Here is a 21673-nt window from a genome sequence, read left to right on the forward strand (position 1 = left end):
CTCGGGCCCCTCCCTCTCCCACGTTCGTGGGCGAGGGGCGAAGTTAGGTTTTTCATCAAGTTAAGCCCCTCGCTCGCTTGGCGGGAGAGTCCCTTACCCCCGCCGTGCGATCACCGCGCCATAGGGGGGCAGGGTGCCGGATGACAGGTCGGCGCCGTTGATGCTTTCCGCCAGCACCCAGTTGGCACTGTCGATCAGGCCGTGCGCGGCGGGTTCGGCGGAGAGGTTGATCACCACCAGCACATCGCCATCGGTATGGATGCGCTCAAAGGCCAGCACGGGATCGGCGGGTGGGCGGAAGCGGATGTCGCCCCAGCGCAGGGCCGGTTCGGCGCGGCGGCGGGCCAACAGGCGCTTTGTCACTGACAGGGTGCTGTCGGGATCGCCCGTCTGCACATCCACGGCCAGCGGCAGATGGTTCCTGTCCACGGGCAGCCAGGGTTTGGCCGTGGAGAAGCCGGCATGGGGCGCATCCTTGGACCAGGGCATGGGCGTGCGGGCCCCGTCGCGGCCCAGCGTGTGCGGCCAGTTGGCGATGGCCTCTGGGTCCACCAGATCCTCGAACGCCACCCGTGCCTGCGGCAGGCCCAGTTCTTCCCCGTAATAGAGGAAGACGGAGCCGGGCAGCGACACCAGCAGCGTATTCAGGCAGCGGGCCAGTGCCGGGGGCGGAACGTCGCCGCCCCAGCGGCTGAGGGCGCGCGGCGCGTCATGGTTGGAGAAGGTCCATGAGGGCCAGGCCCCGCCCGACGCCTGATTCCAGCCGCCGATCACCCGGCGCGGCACGCCGGCATCCAGCTGCTTGTGATAGAGGAAAGAGAAATTATAGGCGGAATGGCAGCGTTTGCCGGGCAGCGTGTAGTCGGCCACCATGTCGAACGGTGCCTCCCCCATCTCTGCCACCATGAAACGGTCGGGGTAACTGTCCAGCAGGGTGCGCAGATCCTCGATGAAGCCCAGATTCTCGGGCTGCGAGATATTATGGACCTGCCGCTGGAACTCATAGGGGCGCTTGGGCGCCGTGGCTTCCGGGTTGATGGGATTGTCGCGCAATTCCCGGTCATGCATGAAGAAGTTGGCGGCATCGACGCGCAGACCATCCACGCCCTTGTCCATCCAGAACCGGGCCACGTCCTTGATGGCCTCCTGCACTTCCGGATGATGCAGGTTCAGGTCCGGCTGGCTGGACAGGAAATTATGCATGTAATATTGGCGGCGGCGTGCATCCCAGGTCCAGGCCGGGCCGCCGAACACCGATTGCCAGTTGTTGGGCGGCGTGCCGTCGGGCTTCGCGTCCTGCCAGACGAACCAGTCGGCCTTTTGGTTGGTGCGGTTCTGCCGGCTTTCCTGAAACCAGGGGTGTTCGATGGAGGTGTGGGAATAGACCTGATCGATGATGACCTTCAGGCCCAGCGCGTGGGCGCGTGCGATGACGGCATCACAGTCCGCCATGGTTCCGAAAATCGGATCGACATCGCAATGATCGGATATATCGTATCCGAAATCATCCATGGGTGACTTGAAGAAAGGCGAGATCCAGATGGCGTCGGCGCCCAGGCTTGCGACATGGTCTAGATGGGCCAGCAGGCCCTTCAGGTCGCCGATGCCATCGCCATTGCTGTCGGCGAAGCTGCGCGGATAGATCTGATAGATGACAGCACCCCGCCACCAGGGGTGCACGACACCCTGGTCAGGCCCCGCCGCTCCGTCGGCGCGAACCATGTTTGCCGTCACACTCATGATCGAACTCCCCCCGGCACTCAACGCTTGTTCTGTTGCCCCTATCGTAAAATCGGCAGCGTCAGACGGGTATGGGGCGCATACGTATGCGCCTTCATGCTGCGCTGCGACGCATACGTATTTACGGTTGGCGTGGGGCCGAAAGCGGTGATCCTGGTGGCAAGGATAAGGTTAACGGAGGACCGCCATGATGTTTCAGCCCAGCCGCCGCGCCCTGCTAGGGGCGCTGTCCCTGCCGCTTCTGCCGCTGCCGGTGCTGGCCGCCGCCGGGCCGGTGCCGAAACCCGTTCCGGTGCCGGTATCGGCGGGCAGCCTGTGGCGGTACGACCTGTTCCCCAGCGCGCTGACGGAGCCGCGCCGTGTCGATGTCTGGCTGCCGCCGGGGTATGAGGCGGGCACGCAGAATTTCAGCGTGCTTTATATGCATGATGGCCAGAACCTGTTCGACCCGGCCTCCACTCCGTTCGGGGAATGGGGCGTGGATGAGGCGATGGCGCGTCTGTTGGGCGAGGGGGCCGTGAAGCCCGCCATCGTGGTAGGGATATGGGACACCAAATATCGCAGCCGGGAATATCTGCCCCAGGCGCCCTATGAGACGGTGCCGGCGGATATTCGGGCCGATTATGAGAAGGGGTCGGGCGGGCGGGCCCTGTCCGATGGCTATGTCGATTTCCTGGTGAAGGAGTTGAAGCCCTTCATCGACGCGACATACCGCACGCACCCCGGCCCGGCGGATACGTCGATCATGGGGTCCAGCATGGGCGGCCTGATCTCGCTTTACGCCCTGATCCGCTATCCGGCGGTGTTCGGGGCGGCGGGGTGTGTTTCAACCCATTGGCCCAGTGTCACCTATTTCGATTGGATCAAGAGCGGTGACCCGCGCATGCTGACCATCGCCGATACGTTCATCGCCTGGGTGAAAGCCAACCTGCCGCGCGCCGGTGGGAACCGGATCTATTTCGACCTGGGCAATGCCGAACTGGACAGTTTCTATCCGCCGTTTCAGGCCAAGGTGGACGCCTTCATGCCGGGCCTGGGCTATGTCCAGGGCAAAGACTGGGTGACGACGCTGTATGAGGGCGAACCGCATAATGAGGTGGCGTGGCGCAAGCGGGTGGATGTGCCGCTGCGGTTCCTGCTGGGGCGGTGAACAAACAAAAAGGGCGGGTGTTGCCACCCGCCCTTTTGCCAGGATCAACGGTTGAAAATGGTCCTTATGGAAGTGTAACGAAACCCTGACCGGACAGTTGGCGGCTTGGTAGCGCGGATTAGGCGTATGCCGTAATCCGCGGAAACCCCGTCACCGTTGCTCCGCGGATTACGCTTCGCTAATCCGCGCTACGATCACGCCATCGGTCATGAAGTCGTGACGCCGGTCCTTACTTCTGTGCCACCTGGGCCTGCTGTGCCTTGAAGTCGCGCAGTTCGGCATTGTAGGCGTTCACGGTTTCTTCCAGACGGTCGGCCACCTGGTCACGATAGGCGGACAGCTGGGCCCGGAAGGACGGCTGCGCCATGTAGGAGGTGGAGGCCGGCTGGCTGTCCAGGCAGGACAGGTAGTTCAGCGACTGGTCCGCGAAGCCGCGGACGGAGCCGGCGACCTGCACCATGCTGTCGCGGGTGGCGGTCGTGCCTTCGATCAGCTGCGGGGTGGCCGGAGCCTCACCGCAGAGGCGCTTCAGCGCGGGGTGGGCGGCCTGGGACTGACCAGCAGCCAGCAGGGCCAGGGCGGAGAGGATCAGAGCGGAATAGAGCTTTTTCATAGCGATACTCACAAAGCTGGAACCGGGGCGGGATGCCACCGACGTTTCGGGCCTTGTACGTTCGCTCCCTTCAATGGTCCGGATCGGGCCGGTACCGTGTTCTTGTGCGGTGCAGTATAAAGCGGTTGCGATGCAGCGAAAGAGGGAAAGATCGTTAATGACACCGCTGACACAGGAATCTGTCATGCGTGATATGCATGGGTTCACGGAATGGCAGCCACCTGGGCCTGCCGCGACTTGAAACTCTTCAGTTCGGCGTTGAAGCGGGTGACGGTTTTTTCCAACTGATCCACCACCTGCTGACGATGGCTGATCACCTCGCGCCGGTAGCTGGCCGACGCCATGTCGGCACTGCTGGCCGGGTGATTGTCCAGGCAGGTCAGATAGGTCATCAGGCGGGCCGTATAGTCGCGCATACCGGCGCCATAGGCGCGCATGGCCGTTTCATCGGCGCTGTCGCCCTGGGTCACGGAGGGGGCGGTGGGCAGGCCGCCACAGGCGGCGTTCAGGCCCGTGATATCGGCAAGGGCAGGGCCGGTGATGGCCAGGGCAAGGGTGGAAAGGATCAAGGCGGAAAACAGGTTCTTCATCGCGATCCTCACAAAGCCGGACGGCAGGACATGCCGTCATGGTTGCCTTGTTCGCTCGCTTCCCCCGACAGTGCCGTCAGTCCCGTGGGCCGGCGGTTCGTTTATAAGTCCCAGCATATGTCGGTAATTTCACTACGCACAGGCTTTTAGCTATGCGTAAACAAATGAAAATCATTTTATTAATTCACAAATTCTCATGGCAAGGCATCGCCGCAGGGCGTGGCGCAGCCCAGGCAATTGTTATCGCTAACAAAATCCCTTAGTGCCGGGATGGCGGCGGGGGTGGGCAGGCTGAGCAATTGTGCGGCCACGGCCACCGCGATTTCGCCCGGATGCTTGCCGGTCAGGCCCGCGGTCCCGATGGGGCAGGTGAGGCGGGCGGGGTCCAGCCCGTCGGCGCGCAGGCGGGAGGCGAATCGCGCGCGTTTTGTGTCTGATCCGATGACCCCCACGAAGGGGGCGCCGGGCAGGCAGAGCGCTGATTTTACAAGGCGGTAGTCCAGCGCGTGATCATGGGTCATGATCAGGATGTGGCTGTACCCCTGGGTCAGCGCCGCTTCCGGTTCCTCCAACACCTGGGCTGTGACATTGGCGGGCGTTGCGTCGGGGAACAGGTTGGGGCGGTTGTCGACCCAGGTGACGCGGACCGGCAGCGTGCCCAGGATGGCGACCAGCGCCTTGGCCACATGGCCGGCACCGAACAGGGCGATGCGCAGGCGGGGGGGCAGCAGTGGTTCGAACAGCAGGGTGACGCGCCCGCCGCAGCACTGCCCCAGGGCGGGGCCAAGGGGGTACGATTGTGTGCGTAATTCCGTTACATGACCGTCCAGCAGGGCACGGGCCGTCTCAATGGCCGTAAACTCCAGCGCGCCGCCGCCGATTGTGCCGTGCAGGGCGTCGGCGGTGACCAGCATCTTGGTGCCGGCGGCGCGGGGGGCGGAACCCGCAACCTCCGTTACCGTCACCAGCACGCTGGGTCGGCCCTCCCGCTGACAGTCGGCCAGGGCGGTGATCCAGTCCATATTCATGCGCCACCCCCCGATTGCCGGGTGCGCACCGCCATCAGGACCCGTTCGGGCGTGGCGGGCGCGTCCAGCTTCACCGGGCCGCTGCCGCCCGCCGCCGCCACGGCGGCCTTGATGGCGTGATAGGCGGAGATGGCCAGCATGAAGGGCGGCTCGCCCACGGCCTTGGACCGGTGGATCGTGTCCTCAAGATTGGGCTGGTTCAGCAGGTCGACCTTGAAATGCTCGGGGATATCGCCGCAGCCGGGGATCTTATAGGTGCTGGGTGCGTGCGTGCGCAGGCGGCCGCCCCCATCGAAGACCAGTTCCTCCATGGTCAGCCAGCCCATGCCCTGCACATAGGCACCTTCCACCTGTCCCCGGTCCAGTACGGGGTTCAGGGACGTACCGCAATCATGCAGGATATCGACGGCCAGCAGCTTGGTCTCCCCCGTCAGCGTGTCGATCACCACCTCCGACACGGCGGCGCCATAGGCGAAGTAATAGAAGGGGCGACCGATCAGGGTTTCCTTGTCCACATCAATCTTCGGCGTGGCGTAGAAGCCGGTGGCAGAGAGCGAGACGCGGGCCAGATAGGCCTGACGCACAAGATCATCAAAGGCGATGGCATGATCGCCCGCCGTGACCTTGCCATGGGCGAAGGACAGGGCGGTCGGTTCGACGCCCCAGCGGGCGGCGATGAAGGCGGACAGCCGGTCGCGGATGGTACGGGCGGCATTGAAACTGGCCATGCCGTTCAGGTCGGCCCCGGCGGAGGCGGCGGTGGCGGATGTGTTGGGCACCTTATCGGTGCGGGTGGATGTGATGCGCACGCGGTCCAGCCCGATGCCGAAGACATCGGCCACCACCTGCGCCACCTTTGTGTAAAGCCCCTGACCCATTTCCGTGCCGCCATGGTTCAGCAGGACGGAACCATCCGTGTAGACCTGGATCAGGGCGCCGGCCTGGTTCAGGAACGATGTGGTGAAGGAGATACCGAATTTGACCGGCGTCAGCGCGATGCCGCGTTTCAGCACGGGACTGGCGGCGTTGAAGGCGGCGATGGCGGTGCGGCGGGCCTGATAGGAGGAGGTGGTGGAGAGCCGGTCCAGCAGGCTGTCGGCAATGAAATCTTCCACCTTCATGCCATAGGGCGTCACATCTCGGCCCGGCCCGCCATAGAGATTGACGCGGCGGACCGCCAGCGGGTCCAGGCCCAGATGATGGGCAATGTCATCCACCACCCCTTCAATCGCCAGCATCCCCTGTGGCCCGCCGAAGCCGCGAAAGGCCGTGTTGGAGACGGTATGCGTCTTGTAGCGGTAGGAGGTGATGCGGATGTTGGGCAGGTAATAGCAATTGTCGGCGTGGAAAATGGCGCGGTCATTGATGGCACCCGACAGGTCCGTCGACATGCCGCAACGGCTTTCCAGAATGATGTCGAGGGCCAGGATGCGGCCATCGGCATCGAAGCCTGCTTCATAGGCGACCTCAAAATCATGGCGCTTGCCCGTCATCACCATGTCGTCGTCGCGGTCCAGCCGCAGCTTGGCCGGGCGGCCCGTGCGGTCGGCGACCAGGGCAGCGACAGCCGCGAACAGGCTGGCCTGGGTTTCCTTGCCCCCGAAACCGCCGCCCATGCGCCGCACCTCGACCACCACATGATTGTCGGGGCGGCCCAGGGCGCGGGCCACCAGATGCTGCACCTCCGACGGGTGCTGGGTGGAACAGAGGATGTGCATGTCGCCATCCTCCCCTGGCGTGGCCATGGAAATCTGGCCCTCCAGGTAGAAATGATCCTGCCCGCCCATAGCGAGATGACCCGAGAGGCGGTGGGGAGAGGTGGCAAGGGTGCCCAGCGGGTCGCCGCGTTCCACACGCTTGGGCGGCAGGATGTGGCTTTCGGTGGCGCGGGCGTCGGCGATGCTGATCACCGCCGGCAGGTCATCGTAAGTGACCTTGGCCAGCCTTGCGGCGGCGCGGGCCGCGATGCGGCTGGTGGCGGCCACCGCAAACAGGCTTTGGCCGACATATTCGACCAGATTTTCGGCAAAGATCGGGTCATCGGCCACGACGGGGCCGACATCGTTGACCCCTGGAATATCGGCAGAGGTCAGGACAGCGACAACGCCGGGATAGGCCCGCACCGCCGACAGGTCCATGGACAGGATACGGGCATGGGCCTTGGCGCTTTGCCCCAGCGCCACATGCAGCAGGCCCGGCGGTTCCGGCATGTCATCGACATAGCGGGCGGTGCCGGCCACATGCAGCGGCGCGCTGTCATGGCGGATGGGCTGATGCGTGGCGGGGAAGGGGACGGGCGCGGGGCTGCGCGGGGGATGGTGGCTCATGCGGCACCCCCGATCACGGCGGCGAAGGCGGGCACGCGGGTGGCGGTGGGCGGCAGCGCCTGCTCCATCTGCCATTTCAGGATCAGGTTGCCGGCGGTGATCAGCCGGTAATCGGCACTGGCGCGCATGTCGGTCAGGGGTTGGAAATCCTGGGACAGGGTGGCGGCGGCATCCTTGGCGGCGGCGGCGTCAAAGGGGCGACCGATCAGGGCGGCCTCTGCAGCCGATGCTCGCTTGGGCGTGCCGGCCATGCCGCCGAAGGCCAAGTGGGCGGCGGTGACGATGCCGTCCTGCAAGGTCAGGCCGAAGCCGGCCATGACAGCGGAAATATCCTGATCAAAGCGTTTGGAGATTTTATAGCAGGCGAACAGGCGGTCAGCGCTGGGTTCAGGCACCCGGATGGCGGCCACAAATTCGCCCGGCTGCAACGCGGTCTTGCGATAGGAAAGGAAGAAATCTTCCAACGGCATTTCGCGTGTCATGCCACCGCGTCGCAGGACCAGGGTGGCGCCCAGGGCGATGAGGGCCGGCATGCTGTCGCCGATGGGAGAGCCATTGGCGATGTTGCCGCCCAGCGTGGCGGAATTGCGCACCTGTTCAGAGCCATAGCGGCGGAAAAGCTCGCCCAGGTCGGGGTACAGCGGCGCCAGAACCTCTGCCGCGTCGGTCACGGTGGCGGCGGCGCCGATGGTGATCTGGCCGTTGGTGTGGGTGATGCCCGCCAGATCGCGGATGCCGCCAATATGGACGATGATGCCCAGGTCGCTCATCTGCTTGGTCACCCACAGGCCGACATCGGTACCACCCGCCACGACGGTGGCGTCGGGATGGGTCAGCAGCAGGTCGGCCAGCTGATCCGACGTGGCGGGGGCGAAGGCCTTGCCACCGGGATGGGACAGGGTTTCGCTGCGCCCGATGCTGCGCAGCAAAGCCAGGGTTTCTGTCATCTGGGCCGTATAGGCATCGGGGGTGCGGCCCATGGCGCGGGCGGCATCCACAATGGGGCGATAGCCGGTGCAACGGCAGAGATTGCCGGCCAGGGCGGCGTCGATGCGGGTTCGGTCGGGGTCGGCCTCCGCATGGTACAGGGCGAACAGAGACATCACGAAGCCGGGAGTGCAGAATCCGCACTGGCTGCCATGATGGTCCACCATCGCCTGCTGGATGGGGTGGAGCGTGCCGTTGGCGCCGGCCAGATCCTCCACCGTCACCAGTTCCTTGCCGTCCAGGGCCGTGACGAACAGGATGCAGGCATTGACGGCCCGGTACTGGATGCTTTCCGCCTCCGCCATGCCCAGCACGCCGACACGGGTGCCCAGCACGATGGTGCAGGCACCGCAATCCCCCTCGTTGCAGCCTTCCTTGGTGCCGCGCCGCCCCCGATCCTCGCGCAGGTAATCCAGCACGGTGCGGGTGGGGGAGACGCCGGAGAGGGTGACAACCTGTCCCCGGTGTACGAAGCGGACGCAATCGGCCATGGTCTACCAGTTCATTTCAAAAGAAAGCATGGCAGAACAGGAAACGTCCCCTGTCAAGTCGCTTTACAGAGCAATGATGCGGTGCAACATTTTGTTCTGGGGCGGAAACGTCCCCTTGAAACAAACGAACATGAACAGGGATTTCCGCGCATGACCCATCCCAGCAACCGGTCCTTCGGTTCCATCGCAGCCCATGTCAGCCAGGATCGGCTGGCGCAAAGACTGGCCGACATGGCGAAGATCGGGGCGACGGAGAAGGGGGGCGTGAACCGGCAAGCGCTAAGCCGTGAGGATGGGCTGGCGCGTGCGCTGCTGACCAGTTGGGCCAATGCGCGGGGTTTTGCGGTCTCCACCGATGGGATCGGGAACCTGTATGTGCGGCGCGAGGGCAGCGACCCTACCCTGCCGCCCGTGATGACGGGCAGCCATCTGGACAGCCAGCCCACGGGCGGCCGCTATGATGGCGTCTATGGCGTGCTGGCAGGGTTTGAGGTGCTGGAGGCGCTGGAGGATGCGGGGGCCGTGACCCGGCATGCGGTGGAGGTGGTGGCCTGGACCAATGAGGAAGGGTCGCGATTCCAGCCCTATTGCATGGGATCGGCCCTGTTTGCGGGCAAGATGGATCTGGACATGGTGCTGTCCTGCACCGACGCGAAGGGGGTGAGCGTGCGCGACGCCCTGGCCGAGACCTTGGCCGTGGCCCCGGAGATGCCGGTACGGGACTTTGGATCACCGGCTGCCGCCTATGTTGAGGCGCATATCGAACAGGGGCCGCGCCTGGAGGCCGAGGGCAAGACCATCGGCGTGGTGCAGGGCATCCAGGGCAGCCGCTGGTTCCAGGTGGAGGTGACGGGCCAGGAGGCGCATGCGGGCACCACCCCGCACGGCGCCCGCAAGGACGCGTTCCAGACGGCGCTGAAAATGGTCAATGCCTTGAACGCGCTGATGCATGACCCGGATGATATCATCCGCTGCACCTTTGGCCGGTTCGAGGTGATGCCCGGATCGCCCAACACGGTGCCCGGCAAGGTGATCTTCACCATTGATTTCCGCCATCCCGATGCAGAACTGGTGACGGAACGCGGGGACAAGGTGGCCCCGCTGATCCAGTCGCTGGCCGCCCCATGCGCGGTGGTGGTGAAGGAGACCAGCACGACGGCGCCGGTGGATTTCGACGCGGGCGTGGTGGATGCGGTGCGTGAGGCGGCTTTGGGCCTGGGCTATGCCAACCGCGACATGCCATCGGGCGCCAATCATGATGCCAAGTTCATGGCACCCCGCTGCCCCACGGGCATGATCTTTATCCCGTGCCGGGATGGGATCAGCCATAATGAGGTGGAGTATGCCAGCCCCGAACATTGTCACGCGGGGGCGGCGGTGCTGGCCGAAACCTTGGCGCGGCTGGCAGGGTGAGGGGGCGTCACGACCCGATTTCGTAGCGCGGATTAGCGTGAGCGTAATCCGCGGTAAACCGGCACCGTTGCTCCGCGGATTACGCTCACGCTAATCCGCGCTACCCTAGGGCTACCCCCATGACCCATCCTGTCCTTTCCATCCTGTCCGACTTGGTCGCCATCCCCAGCACCTTTCCGCCCGGCGATACGGCGGCGATCTGCGCCTATGCCGCCGACCGGTTGGAGAAAGCCGGCTATCAGGTGCAGGTGCTGCATCGCGACCGGCCCCAGATCGCCAATGTGGTGGCGGAGTGGGCGGGGGCAGCGCCCGGCCCGACCCTGATGTTCAATGCCCATGCCGACACGGTAGGTATTGGCGAGCGCGCCATGTGGGAGACGGAACCGCTGGTCGCCACCGTCATTGGGGGCCGTGTGCATGGGCTGGGGGCCGGCAATTGCAAAGGGTCGATGGCGGCACAGCTATGGCTGGCCGAACAGGTGGCGCGGCGTGGCGGGCCGGCGCGCGGCAAGATCGTGTTCACCTTTTGCGGGGATGAGGAAAATCTGGGACCGGATGGGGCGTTTTACCTGCGCGAGATTGGGGCGGTGAAGCCCGACATGCTGGTGGTCGGTACGCAGACCGAAAACCAACTGATCACGGCGGAACGCGGGGTGATGTGGGTGGAGGTGACGGCGCGCGGAAAATCCGCCCATGCCGGCAATCCGGCGGCGGGCGACAATGCCATCCTGCGCCTGATGCAGGTGATGACCCATATTGATGGGGTCATGGCCGAACGTTTGCGGGATCGCCGCGTGGGCGAGCAGCAATCGACCATGAATATCGGCATCTTCCGGGGCGGTGAGAACACCAATGTCGTGCCCAATCTGGCGCGGGTGGAAATCGACCGCCGCCTGCTGCCCGAGGAAAAGATTGTCGAGGCCTTTGCGGAGATTGAGGCGTTGGTGTTGGCGCATCCGGAGGCAGACCACCTGTCCTGCAGCCTGCTGACCGGCACCAACGGATTCCGCGCACCGCATGATGGGCCGCTGGTCAGCGCGCTGTGTGCCGCCATCGAGGGGGGGACGGGCGCGCCGGCCCGGTTCCTGAAGGATACAGGGGCCAGCGATGGCCGCTACTTCGCCGATGACGGGATCGAGATCGTCAATTTCGGGCCGGGTGCCGGCTGGCAGGGGCACAAAGCCAACGAATATGTGCCGCTGGACGAGCTGGTCGCGGCGACGGCCATCCTGGAGGGGGTGGTGGAGAGGGTGTTGGGGGCAGGGTAGGGAGCCTGTGGAGTATTGTAATGCAGAGTGTTATAGTAAGGCAGCTTTGACCAATAATGGGTCGATGTGCGGATATTCAGGAACAAGCCCTTCACCCGCTTTGCCAGGAAGGCCGGCATTTCCGATGCCGATCTGACGGATGCGGTCGAGCGGGCATTGCGGGGTTTGGTTGATGCGGACCTTGGCGGCGGCGTGATCAAGCAGCGGATTGCCCGTCCTGGTGCGGGTAAATCCGGCGGGTTCCGTACCATCATCCTGTTAAGAATTGGTAGCCGGGCGTTCTTCGTCCATGGGTTTGCCAAGAATGATCTGGGCAATATCCGCAAAGACGAAGTGGATATGTTCAAGGTACTGGCTCAACAAGTGCTGGGCCTTGAGGATGAAAGGCTGGAGGCCGCGGTGCGGTCTGGGACATTTGTGGAGATTTCGCAGGATGCCGAAGCAATATCGCAGTGACGTGATGGCTTCCATTCACGAAACCGCCGAGGGTTTGCATGGGGCTGGTCTGATCGACAAGCAGACCATGCGGCAGTTCGATGAGGCCTGTCTGACGCCTGTGCAGCCGCTGGCACCGGACGAGATCAAGGCCTTGCGCGAACGGGAAGGGGCCAGTCAGGCTGTCTTTGCCCGCTATCTGAACGTAACCACCGGTTTGGTCAGCCAGTGGGAGCGTGGAGAACGACATCCGCAGGGGGCATCTTTGAAATTGCTGTCCCTGGTCGCGCGACGGGGTTTGTCCGCCGTCGCCTGAACCCAACCTACGCCCCACCCGGCCAAACCCTTCATCCCAAAACCGCATAGCCCATCCCCCGCTTCGCTATTGCGAATAACTCGCACTCGTGCTTATTTGCGAGCCATTATCAATCGCGGGTGATGTGGGTTATGGCGGCGGGGGTGGAGCAGCAGGGGCGGCGGTCCTTCTGGTTGAAGCATCTGCATCAATGGCATTGGGTCAGCTCGGCCCTGTGCCTGATCGGCATGCTGCTGTTCGCCATTACCGGCATCACGCTGAACAATGCCCGCCATGTCGAGGCCAAGCCCGTGACGGTGACCAAGGAGGCGACCTTGCCCGAGGGGTTGCGCGCCGCACTGTCGGTGGGGCAGGGGCCGGTGCCGGCGGCCATCGTTGACTGGTTTGCCGCGGAGATGGGCGTGGATGTGTCCGCCGGGGTGCCGGAATGGTCGGATGATGAACTCTACATCGCCCTGCCGCGCCCCGGCGGGGATGGCTGGGCCACCATCGCCCGCGAAGACGGCGCGGTCCTGCATGAGGTGACGGACCGGGGCTGGGTCTCCTACCTCAATGACCTGCACAAGGGGCGGGGGACGGGGACTGTGTGGTCCTGGTTCCTGGATATCTTCGCGGTTGCCTGCCTGATCTTCTGCATCACCGGGCTTTTCCTTCTGCATCTGCATGCGGGCAAGCGGCCCAGCACCTGGCCCTTGGTTGGGCTGGGGCTGGTGGCGCCCATGCTGCTGCTGATCCTTCTTATCCACTGATCTTTCAGGATTGAACCCATGCGCACGCTTCTGTCGCTCTCAATGACCGGTCTGGCCGTCACCCCCGCGCTTGCTGGGGAACTGGCGGTCACGGTGGAGATCCCCAAGCTGGAGGTGGCGGAATATCACCGCCCCTATGTCGCGGCCTGGATCGAAACGCCCGACCAGCAATTCGTCGCCAACCTGACCGTCCGCTATGACGTGAAGATGCGCGACAATGAGGGGACCAAGTGGTTGAAGGACATGCGCCAATGGTGGCGCCGGTCGGGCCGCGACCTGACCATGCCCGTCGATGGCGTGTCGGCCCCCACCCTGCCCGTGGGCGAGAACCGCCTGTCCTGGGATAGCGGCAAGGCGCCCTTGAACGGATTGAAGCCCGGTTCCTACGCGCTGGTGGTTGAGGCCGCGCGCGAGGTGGGCGGTCGCGAGTTGATCCGTGTGCCGTTCGATTGGAACGGCAAGCCTGTGAAGGCCGAGGCCAAGGGTGAGACGGAGTTGGGCCGGGTCGCGGTCGAGGTTAAGGGCTGAGGGCTTTTCAGTTCCTCAAACGCCGGCGCCGCATCCGCGGCTTGGCTTAACGCCGCACGTGCGGCGCGGCGGCAGTCGCCGCCGGAGCGGTTCCCGCTCTGTCAGAAATTGCTTTGTTAATCAATGGATCAAGGAGTTTTCCCCATGAAGTCGCTGCTGACCCGCGCCACGCTGGCGCTGACGCTTGCCATCTCCATCGCCGGTCCGGCGGCGGCGCATCGGCAATGGATGCTGCCCTCGGCCACCGTCCTGTCGGGCCAGGACCCGTGGATCACCGTGGATGCCGCCGTGTCCAATGACCTGTTCTATTTTGAACATGTGCCGTTGCGCCTAGATGGCCTGACCGTCACCAACCCGGATGGGTCGGTCGGTACCGCAGAGAACCAGGCGACGGGCAAGTATCGCAGCACGTTCGATGTCCATCTGACGCAGCCCGGCACCTATAAGGTGGCGATGGCCAGCGGCGGCATCATGGCCAGTTGGGAAGAGAACGGACAGCGCAAGCGCTGGCGCGGCACGGCCGAGACCTTTGCCAAGGAAGTGCCGGCCAATGCCGAGAAATTGCAGGTGACGGAAGGGGCGCGGCGCCTGGAATTCTTCGCCACGTCGGGCAAGCCCACCGATACGGTGCTCAAGCCCACGGGCAAGGGTCTGGAACTGTCGCCCGTCACCCATCCGAACGACCTGTTCGCGGGTGAGAAGGCCAGCTTCAAGCTGCTGCTGGATGGCAAGCCCGCCCCGGAGGTTGAGGTCACGGTCATTCCCGGTGGCATCCGCTATCGCAACGACCTGGGTGAGATGAAGGTGAAGACCGACAAGGACGGTGCCTTCACCATCACCTGGCCGACGCCGGGCATGTATTGGATGACCGCCCAGACCGAAGACAAGAAGACGACCGTGCCGCAGGCGAGCAAGCGGTCGGCCAGCTATACCGCGACGTTCGAGGTGCTGGCGCAGTAAGGGGTGTTGTCCCCCTTTTCCGCCTCTCTCTACCGTCATCCCGGCTTTCGCCGGGATGACGAGAAGGGCGGGGACATAATCACTCTACACCTCCCCAAACTCACCCCCACCATGCCCCTGCCGCATTCCCATCCCAACACCCTGCGCCTGATCCTACCTCTTGACGCGCCCGAGGCCATGCTGCCGCCGGCGGATGCGCCTGTGGTGCGCCTGTCGGGGACGGCCATGGGCACCTATTGGTCGGTCGCCCTGATCGCGCCGAAGGGCCCGGAGGCGCTGGTCCTGCGGCGGGGGATCGTTGGCATCCTGGACCGGGTGGTGGCGGTGATGAGCCATTGGGACCGGGCCAGCGACCTGTGCCGGTATAATGACAGCCCGCGCGGCTGGGTGCCGGTTGATCCGTCGCTGTGCGCGGTGCTGTCGGCGGCGCGGCACCTGTCGGCGGATAGCGGGGGTGCCTTTGATCCGGCCATCGGCGGGCTGGTCGATGCCTGGGGCTTTGGCCCGCCGGGGCCGGTGGTGTACCCGCCGCCCGCCGACCGGATCGCGGCGTTGCTGTCGGGGCCGCGCTGGGCCGATATCCGTATTGAGGCGGAAAGGCTGTGGCAGTCGGGTGGCCTGCGCCTGGACCTGTCCTCCATCGCCAAGGGCCATGCCGTGGATTGCGTGGCGCGGTATCTGATGGAACAGGGCGTGGTCAGTTATCTGGTGGATATTGGCGGGGAGTTGCGGGGCTGGGGCATCCGGCATGATGCGGCCCCCTGGTGGGTGGATGTGGACCGGGCCACGGGCCGCGATGGAAGGCCGGGCGGCATGCTGACGCGCATCGCCCTGCACGGCCTTTCCGTGGCGACCAGCGGCGACAGCAACCGGTTCATGACGGGGCCCGACGGAAGGCGCCTGTCGCATTCGCTGGACCCGCGTACAGGCTGGCCGGTGCCCGATGATCTGGCCGCCGTTACGGTGCTGCATGCCGACTGCATGATGGCCGACGCGCTGGCCACCGCCCTGACCGTGCTGGGGCCGACGGAAGGTCCAGACTGGGCGGCGGCGCGGGGGATCATGGCCCTGTTCGTGCGGCGGGTGGGGGCGGGCGTGGTGGAGATCATCACACCGGCCCTGGCCGCGTTGGCGGAGGAAGGGTGATGGACCGTTACCTCCTGGCGGGGCTGGTCGTGCTGACCTATGCCCTGTTTTGTACCGTCATTTTCCGTCGGCATGACGCCCGCAACCGCCCGGTGGCGGCGGGGGAGGGCATCCTGGTCGCCTATGCCACGCAGACGGGCTTTGCCGAGGAACTGGCGCGGCGCACGGTGGCGGGGCTGCTGGATGCCGGGCAGAAGGCCTGGGTGGAGGCCATCGACCGGCTGGATGCCGCCCGCCTAGCCGGCCTGGATCGCGCGTTGTTTATCGTCTCTACGACGGGGGAGGGCGACGCGCCCGACCATGCGGCGGGTTTCGTGCGCAGGGTGATGGGGGCGGGGGCGGCTTTGTCTGGCCTGCGCTATGGTGTGTTGGCGCTGGGCGACCGGGATTATGCGGGTTTCTGTGCCTTTGGGCATGCGCTTGACGGCTGGCTGCGGCGGCAGGGGGCACAGCCCTTGTTCGATCTGGTGGAGGTGGATGATGGCGATGCCGGTGCCCTGCGCCACTGGCAGCATCATCTGGGCCAGATGGCCGGCCATGTGCATCTGGCCGACTGGACCCCGCCGGACTATCAGGAATGGGTGTTGAGCGAGCGCCGGCACCTGAATCCCGGCAGTCCGGGCGGGCCGGTTTTCCACCTGCGCCTGATGCCGCCGGCGGGCGGGCCTGCGCAATGGCAGGCCGGGGACATTGCCGAGATCGGCCCCTGCAACCCGCCCGACGCCGTGGCCGCCGCCCTGATCGCGGCGGGTGGAGAGCGGGCGGAGACGCGGGGCGGCGTGACGCGGCCTTTGTCGCGCTGGCTGTTGGAAACCATCCTGCCGGGGGGGCGTGACCCGCTGCCCCACCGTGAATATTCCATCGCCAGCCTGCCCGCCGATGGCACGCTCGACCTTGTGGTCCGCCGTGTGACGGGACCGGATGGGCGGCTGGGCCTGGGGTCCGGCTGGCTGACGCGGCATGCGGCGCTGGGCGGCACGGTGCGCCTGCGCCTGCGCCGCAATGCCGGGTTCCACCCGCCGCCCGATGAAAGACCCCTGATCCTGATCGGCAATGGCACCGGCATCGCGGGCCTGCGCGCGCATATCAAGGCCAGGGCGGCGGCAGGCGGCGGGCGTGTCTGGCTGCTGTTCGGGGAACGCACGGCGGCGCATGACAGCCTGTTTGCCGACGAGTTGTCGGCATGGCAGGCGGCAGGGGTTCTGGATCGGCTGGACCTGGCCTTCTCCCGCGATGGCGACCGGCCCGTCTATGTGCAGCATCTTCTGGCCGCTGCCGGGGATCAGGTGGCGCAATGGGTGGCCGACGGGGCCGCCATCTATGTCTGCGGCAGCCTGGAAGGCATGGCGGGCGGGGTGCACCGGGTGCTGGGCGAGGTGCTGGGGGCCGACACGCTGGAGGAGTTGGCGGGGGCACGGCGGTACTGCCGGGATGTTTATTAGATCGTGTTTACGTTGACTGGAAGCACCCTGTCGTCATCCCGGCGACAAGCCGGGACCCAGCGTAGAGCGGCGTCTGCCGCGACATGAGTCATATCGGCGCTAACCGCGCCTCACGCTGGGTCCCGGCTTTCGCCGGGATGACGAGGAGAACGCGATGCCAGTCAAAAAAGTCTGCTCCAAGGGCCCGTCTTTCAGAGAAAAATTTGCAAATCATTCTTAATTGCATATTGTGCTTCCGTCAAAACCGCTGCCACGGAGATCATGATGCGCATTCCTTCTCTCGGTATTCTCGCCGCTCTGCTGTCCCTCACCGGCCCTGCCGCCGCCCATACCGGCTATCTGCTGCCCAACCTGTTCAACACGCCGCAGCGCGATCATGTGACGGTGGAGGCATCGTTCACCGAAGAGATGTTCACGCCGGATATCGTGATGAAGGCGGAGGATTATCATGTCGTTACGCCGGCGGGGGCCAAGGTGAAGCCCACCGTCACCTATCTGCGGGATCTGGCACTGTTTGAGGTGGAACTGCCGGAGGCCGGTACCTATCGCATCTCCACGGGTGTGCGTGCGGGGGCCACGCGCAAGATGGCCCTGGTGAATGGGAAGTGGGAGCCGGTGCGGGAGAAGGAGGGGGCACCGGCGGGGGTGCGGGTGGCCGACGCGCAGAGCATCACGCGGTCGGATGTCTATGTCAGCAAGGGTCCCGCCAGTGACAAGGCGCTGGTGCCCGCCGGGGTGGGGTTAGAGATTGTGCCGATGGCCCATCCCAACCGGCTGGATGCCGGGGGCGCGCTGCCGGTGCGGTTGCTGCTGGATGGCAAGCCGGTGGCCGGCGTAACGATCAGCCTGCAAGGCCCCAAGCTGCCCGATGAGGAGGATGCCAAGGCGGTGACGGTGACGACTGACAAGGAGGGCAAGGCCAGCGTCGCCCTGCCGCACGAAGGCACCTTTCTGCTGCTGGCCCGGCACCGGGTGGAGGCGGCGGACGGGCCGGTGGCGGTGAAGAGCCACAGCGCCACCCTGACCTTTGCTGTTGGGTCGTAAAAGGCAACGCCACCTTCGGCATATACACGCGCCGATATCCGATCTGCTACTCTGACCGTGGTTTCAGGATCGGGAGCGGATGAATGCTGACGGGTACGGCCGGATTGCTGCGGTTGCTGGCCGAGGGGGACAGCCGGGGGACGGCTGTGCTGGTGGATCTGCGCGATGTCCCCTATGCCGAGAACCCGCTGTTCCGGCATTCCATCGTGCATCTGCTGGACAGTTTCGCGGCACAGTTCCAGCCGGAGATCGTGGATGTCGGTCGCTATGCCCAGGTCTTCCTGTTCACCGACACCAATGCCCATCCCTTCATCGCCAAGCTGAAGGCCGTGGCGGCGGATTTCGCCGAGCAGCATATGGGCGCACCACGCTTTTCCATCCATCATTTGCCGCATGAGGCGGGGCGGCTGGCGGCCCTGCTGAAAAGGCTGGTGCCGATGGGGGCCGCGAATGCAGAGGATGAGGCGGAGGCGCCGGCCCTGAGTGCGGTGGAGCATCAGCAGCTGGCCGGTGTGCAGAAGCTGGCCGTCTATGAACAGGTGCTGGCCGGGGCCGATGTCTCATCGCTGGTCCGGGAAAGCCCGGTCTGGCGGCGGACGCCGTCGGGCGTGTGGAACCTGGAGTTCGGCGAGGTGACGGTGGCGCTGGATCATCTGGAACGCGCCGTGGGCACGCCGCTGCGCCGTGATCCCTGGCTGCTGGAACAGATCACACCCGTCCTGGACCGCCGCACCATCCGGCATTTCCAGCATGAGCCGTCGCGCCTTTACAGCCCGCACAGCATGAACCTGCAATGGCGGTCGGTGCTGGACCCGCTGTTCCTGGATTTCGTGCGCGACCTGACCTATGACCAGCGCCGCAACCTGATCGTGGAAATCTCCGCCATCGGTGCGGGTCTCACCGCTGAGGGGCTGAATGAGGCCATCGACACGCTGCGTCTGTGGGATTGCCGGGTCGCCATCGACCATCTGTCGCTGCGCCATGAGGAGCCGGGTTATCTGCCGCTGGAAGCCTTGGATTATCTCAAGCTGGACCTGATGGGGATCGGCGGGGAGGGGGCGGTGCCGCCGCTGCCCGACTGGATGCGGGCCTTCGGGACGGAACGGATCGTCGCCATCCATCCGCGCGATGCCGGTGTGCTGCGCGCGTGCCTGGGGATGGGTCTGGTGCTGGTGGAACAGCGCGACCGTCCGGTGGGCTGAGGGGGGATGTGATGCGGCCCTGCCGGTCTGTCTGGTCCTGGTGGATGAGATCGTGGCGTGGGAGGGGGTTGGGTAAAATACCAGCGGCACAAAATCATGACCGATGGTCTGGGGTGGCTACGTAGCGCGGATTAGGCGCAGCCGTAATCCGCGGGCTTCCCCGGCGTCGCTCCGCGGATTACGCTTCGCTAATCCGCGCTACGATGAAGTCTCGGTGGTGACATCAACGGTCAGTCATTTATGCCGATGGTATAAAGCCAAAAAGGCCCGCCCCGGTTTCCCGGTGCGGGCCTTTTTGTTTACAGCCAGATCAAATCCCGACCGCGTGACCGTCGGCCTGGCTCAGCGCCAGGTGGCGGCGGATATGGGCGATCAGCAGTTCGGTGCCGGTGGTGATGTCCATTTCGGACGTGTCCAGCACAAGTTCCGGGTTCACGGGCACCTCAAACGGGGCCGAGACGCCGGTGAATTGCTGGATCTTGCCGGCCTGGGCCGCCGCGTAGAGACCCTTGGGGTCGCGGGCGGCGCAGGTGGCGACATCGGCCTTCACCCACACTTCATGGAACCCGTCACCGATGATGGAGCGGGCCAGATCGCGCAGTTCGGTGGTGGGGGAGATCAGGCTGACCAGCACGACGGTGCCCGTCTCTGCCATCAGCTTTGCCACCTCTGCCACGCGGCGGACATTTTCCAGCCGTTCGGCGGGCGTGAAGCCCAGGTCCTTGTTCAGACCCTTGCGCAGATTATCGCCATCCAGCACGGCCACACGCCAGCCATCATCGAACAGACGACGCTGCGTGCCCATCGACAGCGTGGACTTGCCCGCACCGGACAGGCCCGTCAGCCAGACGACACCGCCGCGATGGCCGTTGCGCGCTTCGAACGCGTCACGGTCGACGGAGCTGTTGACGGCGGTGACGGGGCCGGCGACGGTGACGTTGCTGGCGGCCCCCAGCAGGATGCAGCCACCGACGATGCGGCCACCGCGCGCCAGACCGGCGCGGCCCGTGATGGGCAGGTCGGCGGCATGGTCAAAGGCGATGGGGGCGGAAGAACGCAGCACGATCTCCGCGATGCCGCCCTGACCCAGTTCGGAGCCTTCGCCATCGGTCAGGTGTTCGACATCCACCAGACGCTCGAACTTCTCCACCACCACCGGGTGTTCGGAGGTGGTCAGGCGCAGGGTGATGCGGCTGCCCGCCGTCAGGCTTTCCGGGTCCAGCCAGAAGGCACGGACGCGGATGGTGGTGGCGATGTGCGGCATATGGCCGGCGGGAGCGATGACCTGCCCGCGGTTGAGCGCGGCATCTTCGATGAAGGAGACGGCGACCGATTGCCCGGCCCGCGCCTCAGTCACCGAACCCTTGCCGGCATCGATGCTGGCGACCGTGGCCGGCTGACCCGTGGGCGCGATTTCGACCTTGTCGCCTACCTTCAGGCGGCCCGTCTCAATCCGGCCCACGGCCAGACGGGTGTCGCCCTTGCGGTACACATCCTGGATGGGGAAGCGCAGCAGCGCGTCGGTCCGGGCGGCGGTGGGGGTCAGGAGGTCGAGCGCTTCCAGCAGGGTGGGGCCACGATACCAGGCCATCTTGTCCGACCGCGCGGCGATATTGTCGCCATGGCGGGCCGAGAGCGGGATGACGTAAAGCGGCTCGATCCCCAGCTTTTGCAGATACTCGCTGACATCGCCGGCCACACCCTTCCAGGCGTCTTCGGCGTGATCGACCAGATCCATCTTGTTGACGGCCACGATCACCTTGCGCACGCCCAGCAGCGACAGCAGGTAGGCGTGGCGGCGCGTCTGTTCGGAGATGCCGCGTTCGGCATCGGTGACCAGCACGGCGGCATCGGCGGCGGCGGCCCCGGTGACCATGTTGCGCAGGAATTCACGGTGGCCCGGCGCATCGATGATGACATAGGGGCGCTTGGGCGTCTTGAACCAGATGCGCGTGGTGTCCAGCGTGATGCCCTGATCACGCTCGATCTGCAGCGCGTCCAGCAGGAACGACCATTCCATATGCAGGCCGCGCTGTTCGGAGACCTTCTTCAACTCCGCCAGACGGCCTTCGGGCAGGCTGTCGGTATCGTGCAGCAGGCGACCGATCAGGGTCGACTTGCCATGATCGACATGGCCGACAATGACGATGGGATAGGGGGCCAGGAGGGCCTTTTTCGGGGACAGAGCCGGGGCCGGATTGATATCAGCCCGCAATGCGGCGTTCGCCATGATCTTCTTTACCC

The 21673-nt window shown here is 65.2% G+C and carries 19 protein-coding genes; 12 read left to right on the forward strand and 7 right to left on the reverse strand.

The window, feature by feature from the left end; translation table 11 throughout:
* Window positions 1–93 precede the first annotated feature (93 nt).
* Window positions 94–1740, reverse strand: coding sequence for an alpha-glucosidase family protein (locus ACODSP_RS18405; protein WP_488967013.1), 1647 nt, complete (start codon window positions 1738–1740; stop codon window positions 94–96).
* Window positions 1741–1927: 187 nt separating this feature from the next.
* On the opposite strand from ACODSP_RS18405, the gene ACODSP_RS18410 reads away from it, so the two are divergent.
* Window positions 1928–2890, forward strand: a complete 963-nt coding sequence (locus ACODSP_RS18410; RefSeq protein WP_488967014.1) for an alpha/beta hydrolase — start codon at window positions 1928–1930, stop codon at window positions 2888–2890.
* Window positions 2891–3119: 229 nt separating this feature from the next.
* Here ACODSP_RS18410 and ACODSP_RS18415 read toward each other — a convergent pair whose 3' ends face one another.
* The 5 genes from ACODSP_RS18415 to xdhA all read right to left on the reverse strand — a co-directional run bounded on the left by ACODSP_RS18415 (window position 3120) and on the right by xdhA (window position 8926).
* Window positions 3120–3515 carry a hypothetical protein gene (locus tag ACODSP_RS18415; RefSeq protein WP_488967015.1) on the reverse strand — a complete coding sequence of 132 codons (396 nt, stop codon included), beginning with the start codon at window positions 3513–3515 and terminating at the stop codon, window positions 3120–3122.
* A gap of 191 nt (window positions 3516–3706) precedes the next feature.
* Entirely contained in the window at window positions 3707–4093 is a 387-nt protein-coding gene (locus tag ACODSP_RS18420) for a hypothetical protein (RefSeq protein ID WP_488967016.1), read from the reverse strand.
* Window positions 4094–4287: 194 nt separating this feature from the next.
* Entirely contained in the window at window positions 4288–5121 is an 834-nt protein-coding gene (xdhC, locus tag ACODSP_RS18425; RefSeq protein ID WP_488967017.1) for a xanthine dehydrogenase accessory protein XdhC, read from the reverse strand.
* Window positions 5118–7448, reverse strand: a complete 2331-nt coding sequence (gene xdhB / locus ACODSP_RS18430) for a xanthine dehydrogenase molybdopterin binding subunit (RefSeq protein ID WP_488967018.1) — start codon at window positions 7446–7448, stop codon at window positions 5118–5120. Before xdhB ends, xdhC begins: the two co-directional genes overlap by 4 nt.
* A complete protein-coding gene (gene xdhA, locus ACODSP_RS18435; protein WP_488967019.1) occupies window positions 7445–8926 on the reverse strand; it encodes a xanthine dehydrogenase small subunit in 1482 nt (493 codons plus the stop codon). Before xdhA ends, xdhB begins: the two co-directional genes overlap by 4 nt.
* A 150-nt stretch (window positions 8927–9076) precedes the next feature.
* On the opposite strand from xdhA, the gene ACODSP_RS18440 reads away from it, so the two are divergent.
* The 11 genes from ACODSP_RS18440 (at window position 9077) to ACODSP_RS18490 (ending at window position 19429) form a co-directional block, all read left to right on the forward strand.
* On the forward strand, window positions 9077–10339 hold the full coding sequence (locus ACODSP_RS18440) for a Zn-dependent hydrolase (protein ID WP_488967020.1): 1263 nt from the start codon (window positions 9077–9079) through the stop codon (window positions 10337–10339).
* Window positions 10340–10458: 119 nt separating this feature from the next.
* Window positions 10459–11607 carry a M20 family metallopeptidase gene (locus tag ACODSP_RS18445; RefSeq protein WP_488967021.1) on the forward strand — a complete coding sequence of 383 codons (1149 nt, stop codon included), beginning with the start codon at window positions 10459–10461 and terminating at the stop codon, window positions 11605–11607.
* A 66-nt stretch (window positions 11608–11673) separates the two neighbouring features.
* The gene (locus ACODSP_RS18450; RefSeq protein ID WP_488967022.1) at window positions 11674–12063 is read left to right on the forward strand and encodes a type II toxin-antitoxin system RelE/ParE family toxin; all 390 of its coding nucleotides are present in this window, start codon (window positions 11674–11676) and stop codon (window positions 12061–12063) included.
* Window positions 12041–12358 (forward strand): helix-turn-helix domain-containing protein, encoded by a 318-nt coding sequence (locus ACODSP_RS18455; RefSeq protein WP_488967023.1) that lies wholly within the window; start codon window positions 12041–12043, stop codon window positions 12356–12358. Before ACODSP_RS18450 ends, ACODSP_RS18455 begins: the two co-directional genes overlap by 23 nt.
* 131 nt (window positions 12359–12489) lie before the next feature.
* Window positions 12490–13107 (forward strand): PepSY-associated TM helix domain-containing protein, encoded by a 618-nt coding sequence (locus ACODSP_RS18460; protein ID WP_488967024.1) that lies wholly within the window; start codon window positions 12490–12492, stop codon window positions 13105–13107.
* A gap of 18 nt (window positions 13108–13125) precedes the next feature.
* Window positions 13126–13635, forward strand: a complete 510-nt coding sequence (locus ACODSP_RS18465; protein ID WP_488967025.1) for a DUF2271 domain-containing protein — start codon at window positions 13126–13128, stop codon at window positions 13633–13635.
* Window positions 13636–13779: 144 nt separating this feature from the next.
* Window positions 13780–14595, forward strand: coding sequence for a DUF4198 domain-containing protein (locus ACODSP_RS18470; RefSeq protein ID WP_488967026.1), 816 nt, complete (start codon window positions 13780–13782; stop codon window positions 14593–14595).
* A gap of 6 nt (window positions 14596–14601) precedes the next feature.
* Window positions 14602–15741, forward strand: coding sequence for an FAD:protein FMN transferase (locus ACODSP_RS18475; protein ID WP_488967027.1), 1140 nt, complete (start codon window positions 14602–14604; stop codon window positions 15739–15741).
* A complete protein-coding gene (locus ACODSP_RS18480; RefSeq protein ID WP_488967028.1) occupies window positions 15741–17183 on the forward strand; it encodes a sulfite reductase subunit alpha in 1443 nt (480 codons plus the stop codon). Before ACODSP_RS18475 ends, ACODSP_RS18480 begins: the two co-directional genes overlap by 1 nt.
* A 261-nt stretch (window positions 17184–17444) precedes the next feature.
* Window positions 17445–18227, forward strand: coding sequence for a DUF4198 domain-containing protein (locus tag ACODSP_RS18485; RefSeq protein ID WP_488967029.1), 783 nt, complete (start codon window positions 17445–17447; stop codon window positions 18225–18227).
* 83 nt (window positions 18228–18310) lie between these two features.
* Window positions 18311–19429 (forward strand): hypothetical protein, encoded by a 1119-nt coding sequence (locus ACODSP_RS18490; protein WP_488967030.1) that lies wholly within the window; start codon window positions 18311–18313, stop codon window positions 19427–19429.
* A 310-nt stretch (window positions 19430–19739) separates the two neighbouring features.
* On the opposite strand, the gene cysC is transcribed toward ACODSP_RS18490, so the two are convergent.
* Window positions 19740–21659, reverse strand: coding sequence for an adenylyl-sulfate kinase (gene cysC, locus ACODSP_RS18495; RefSeq protein ID WP_488967031.1), 1920 nt, complete (start codon window positions 21657–21659; stop codon window positions 19740–19742).
* Between the last annotated feature and the right edge of the window lie 14 nt (window positions 21660–21673).

It is taken from the genome of Niveispirillum sp. FG156, from assembly GCF_057809555.1.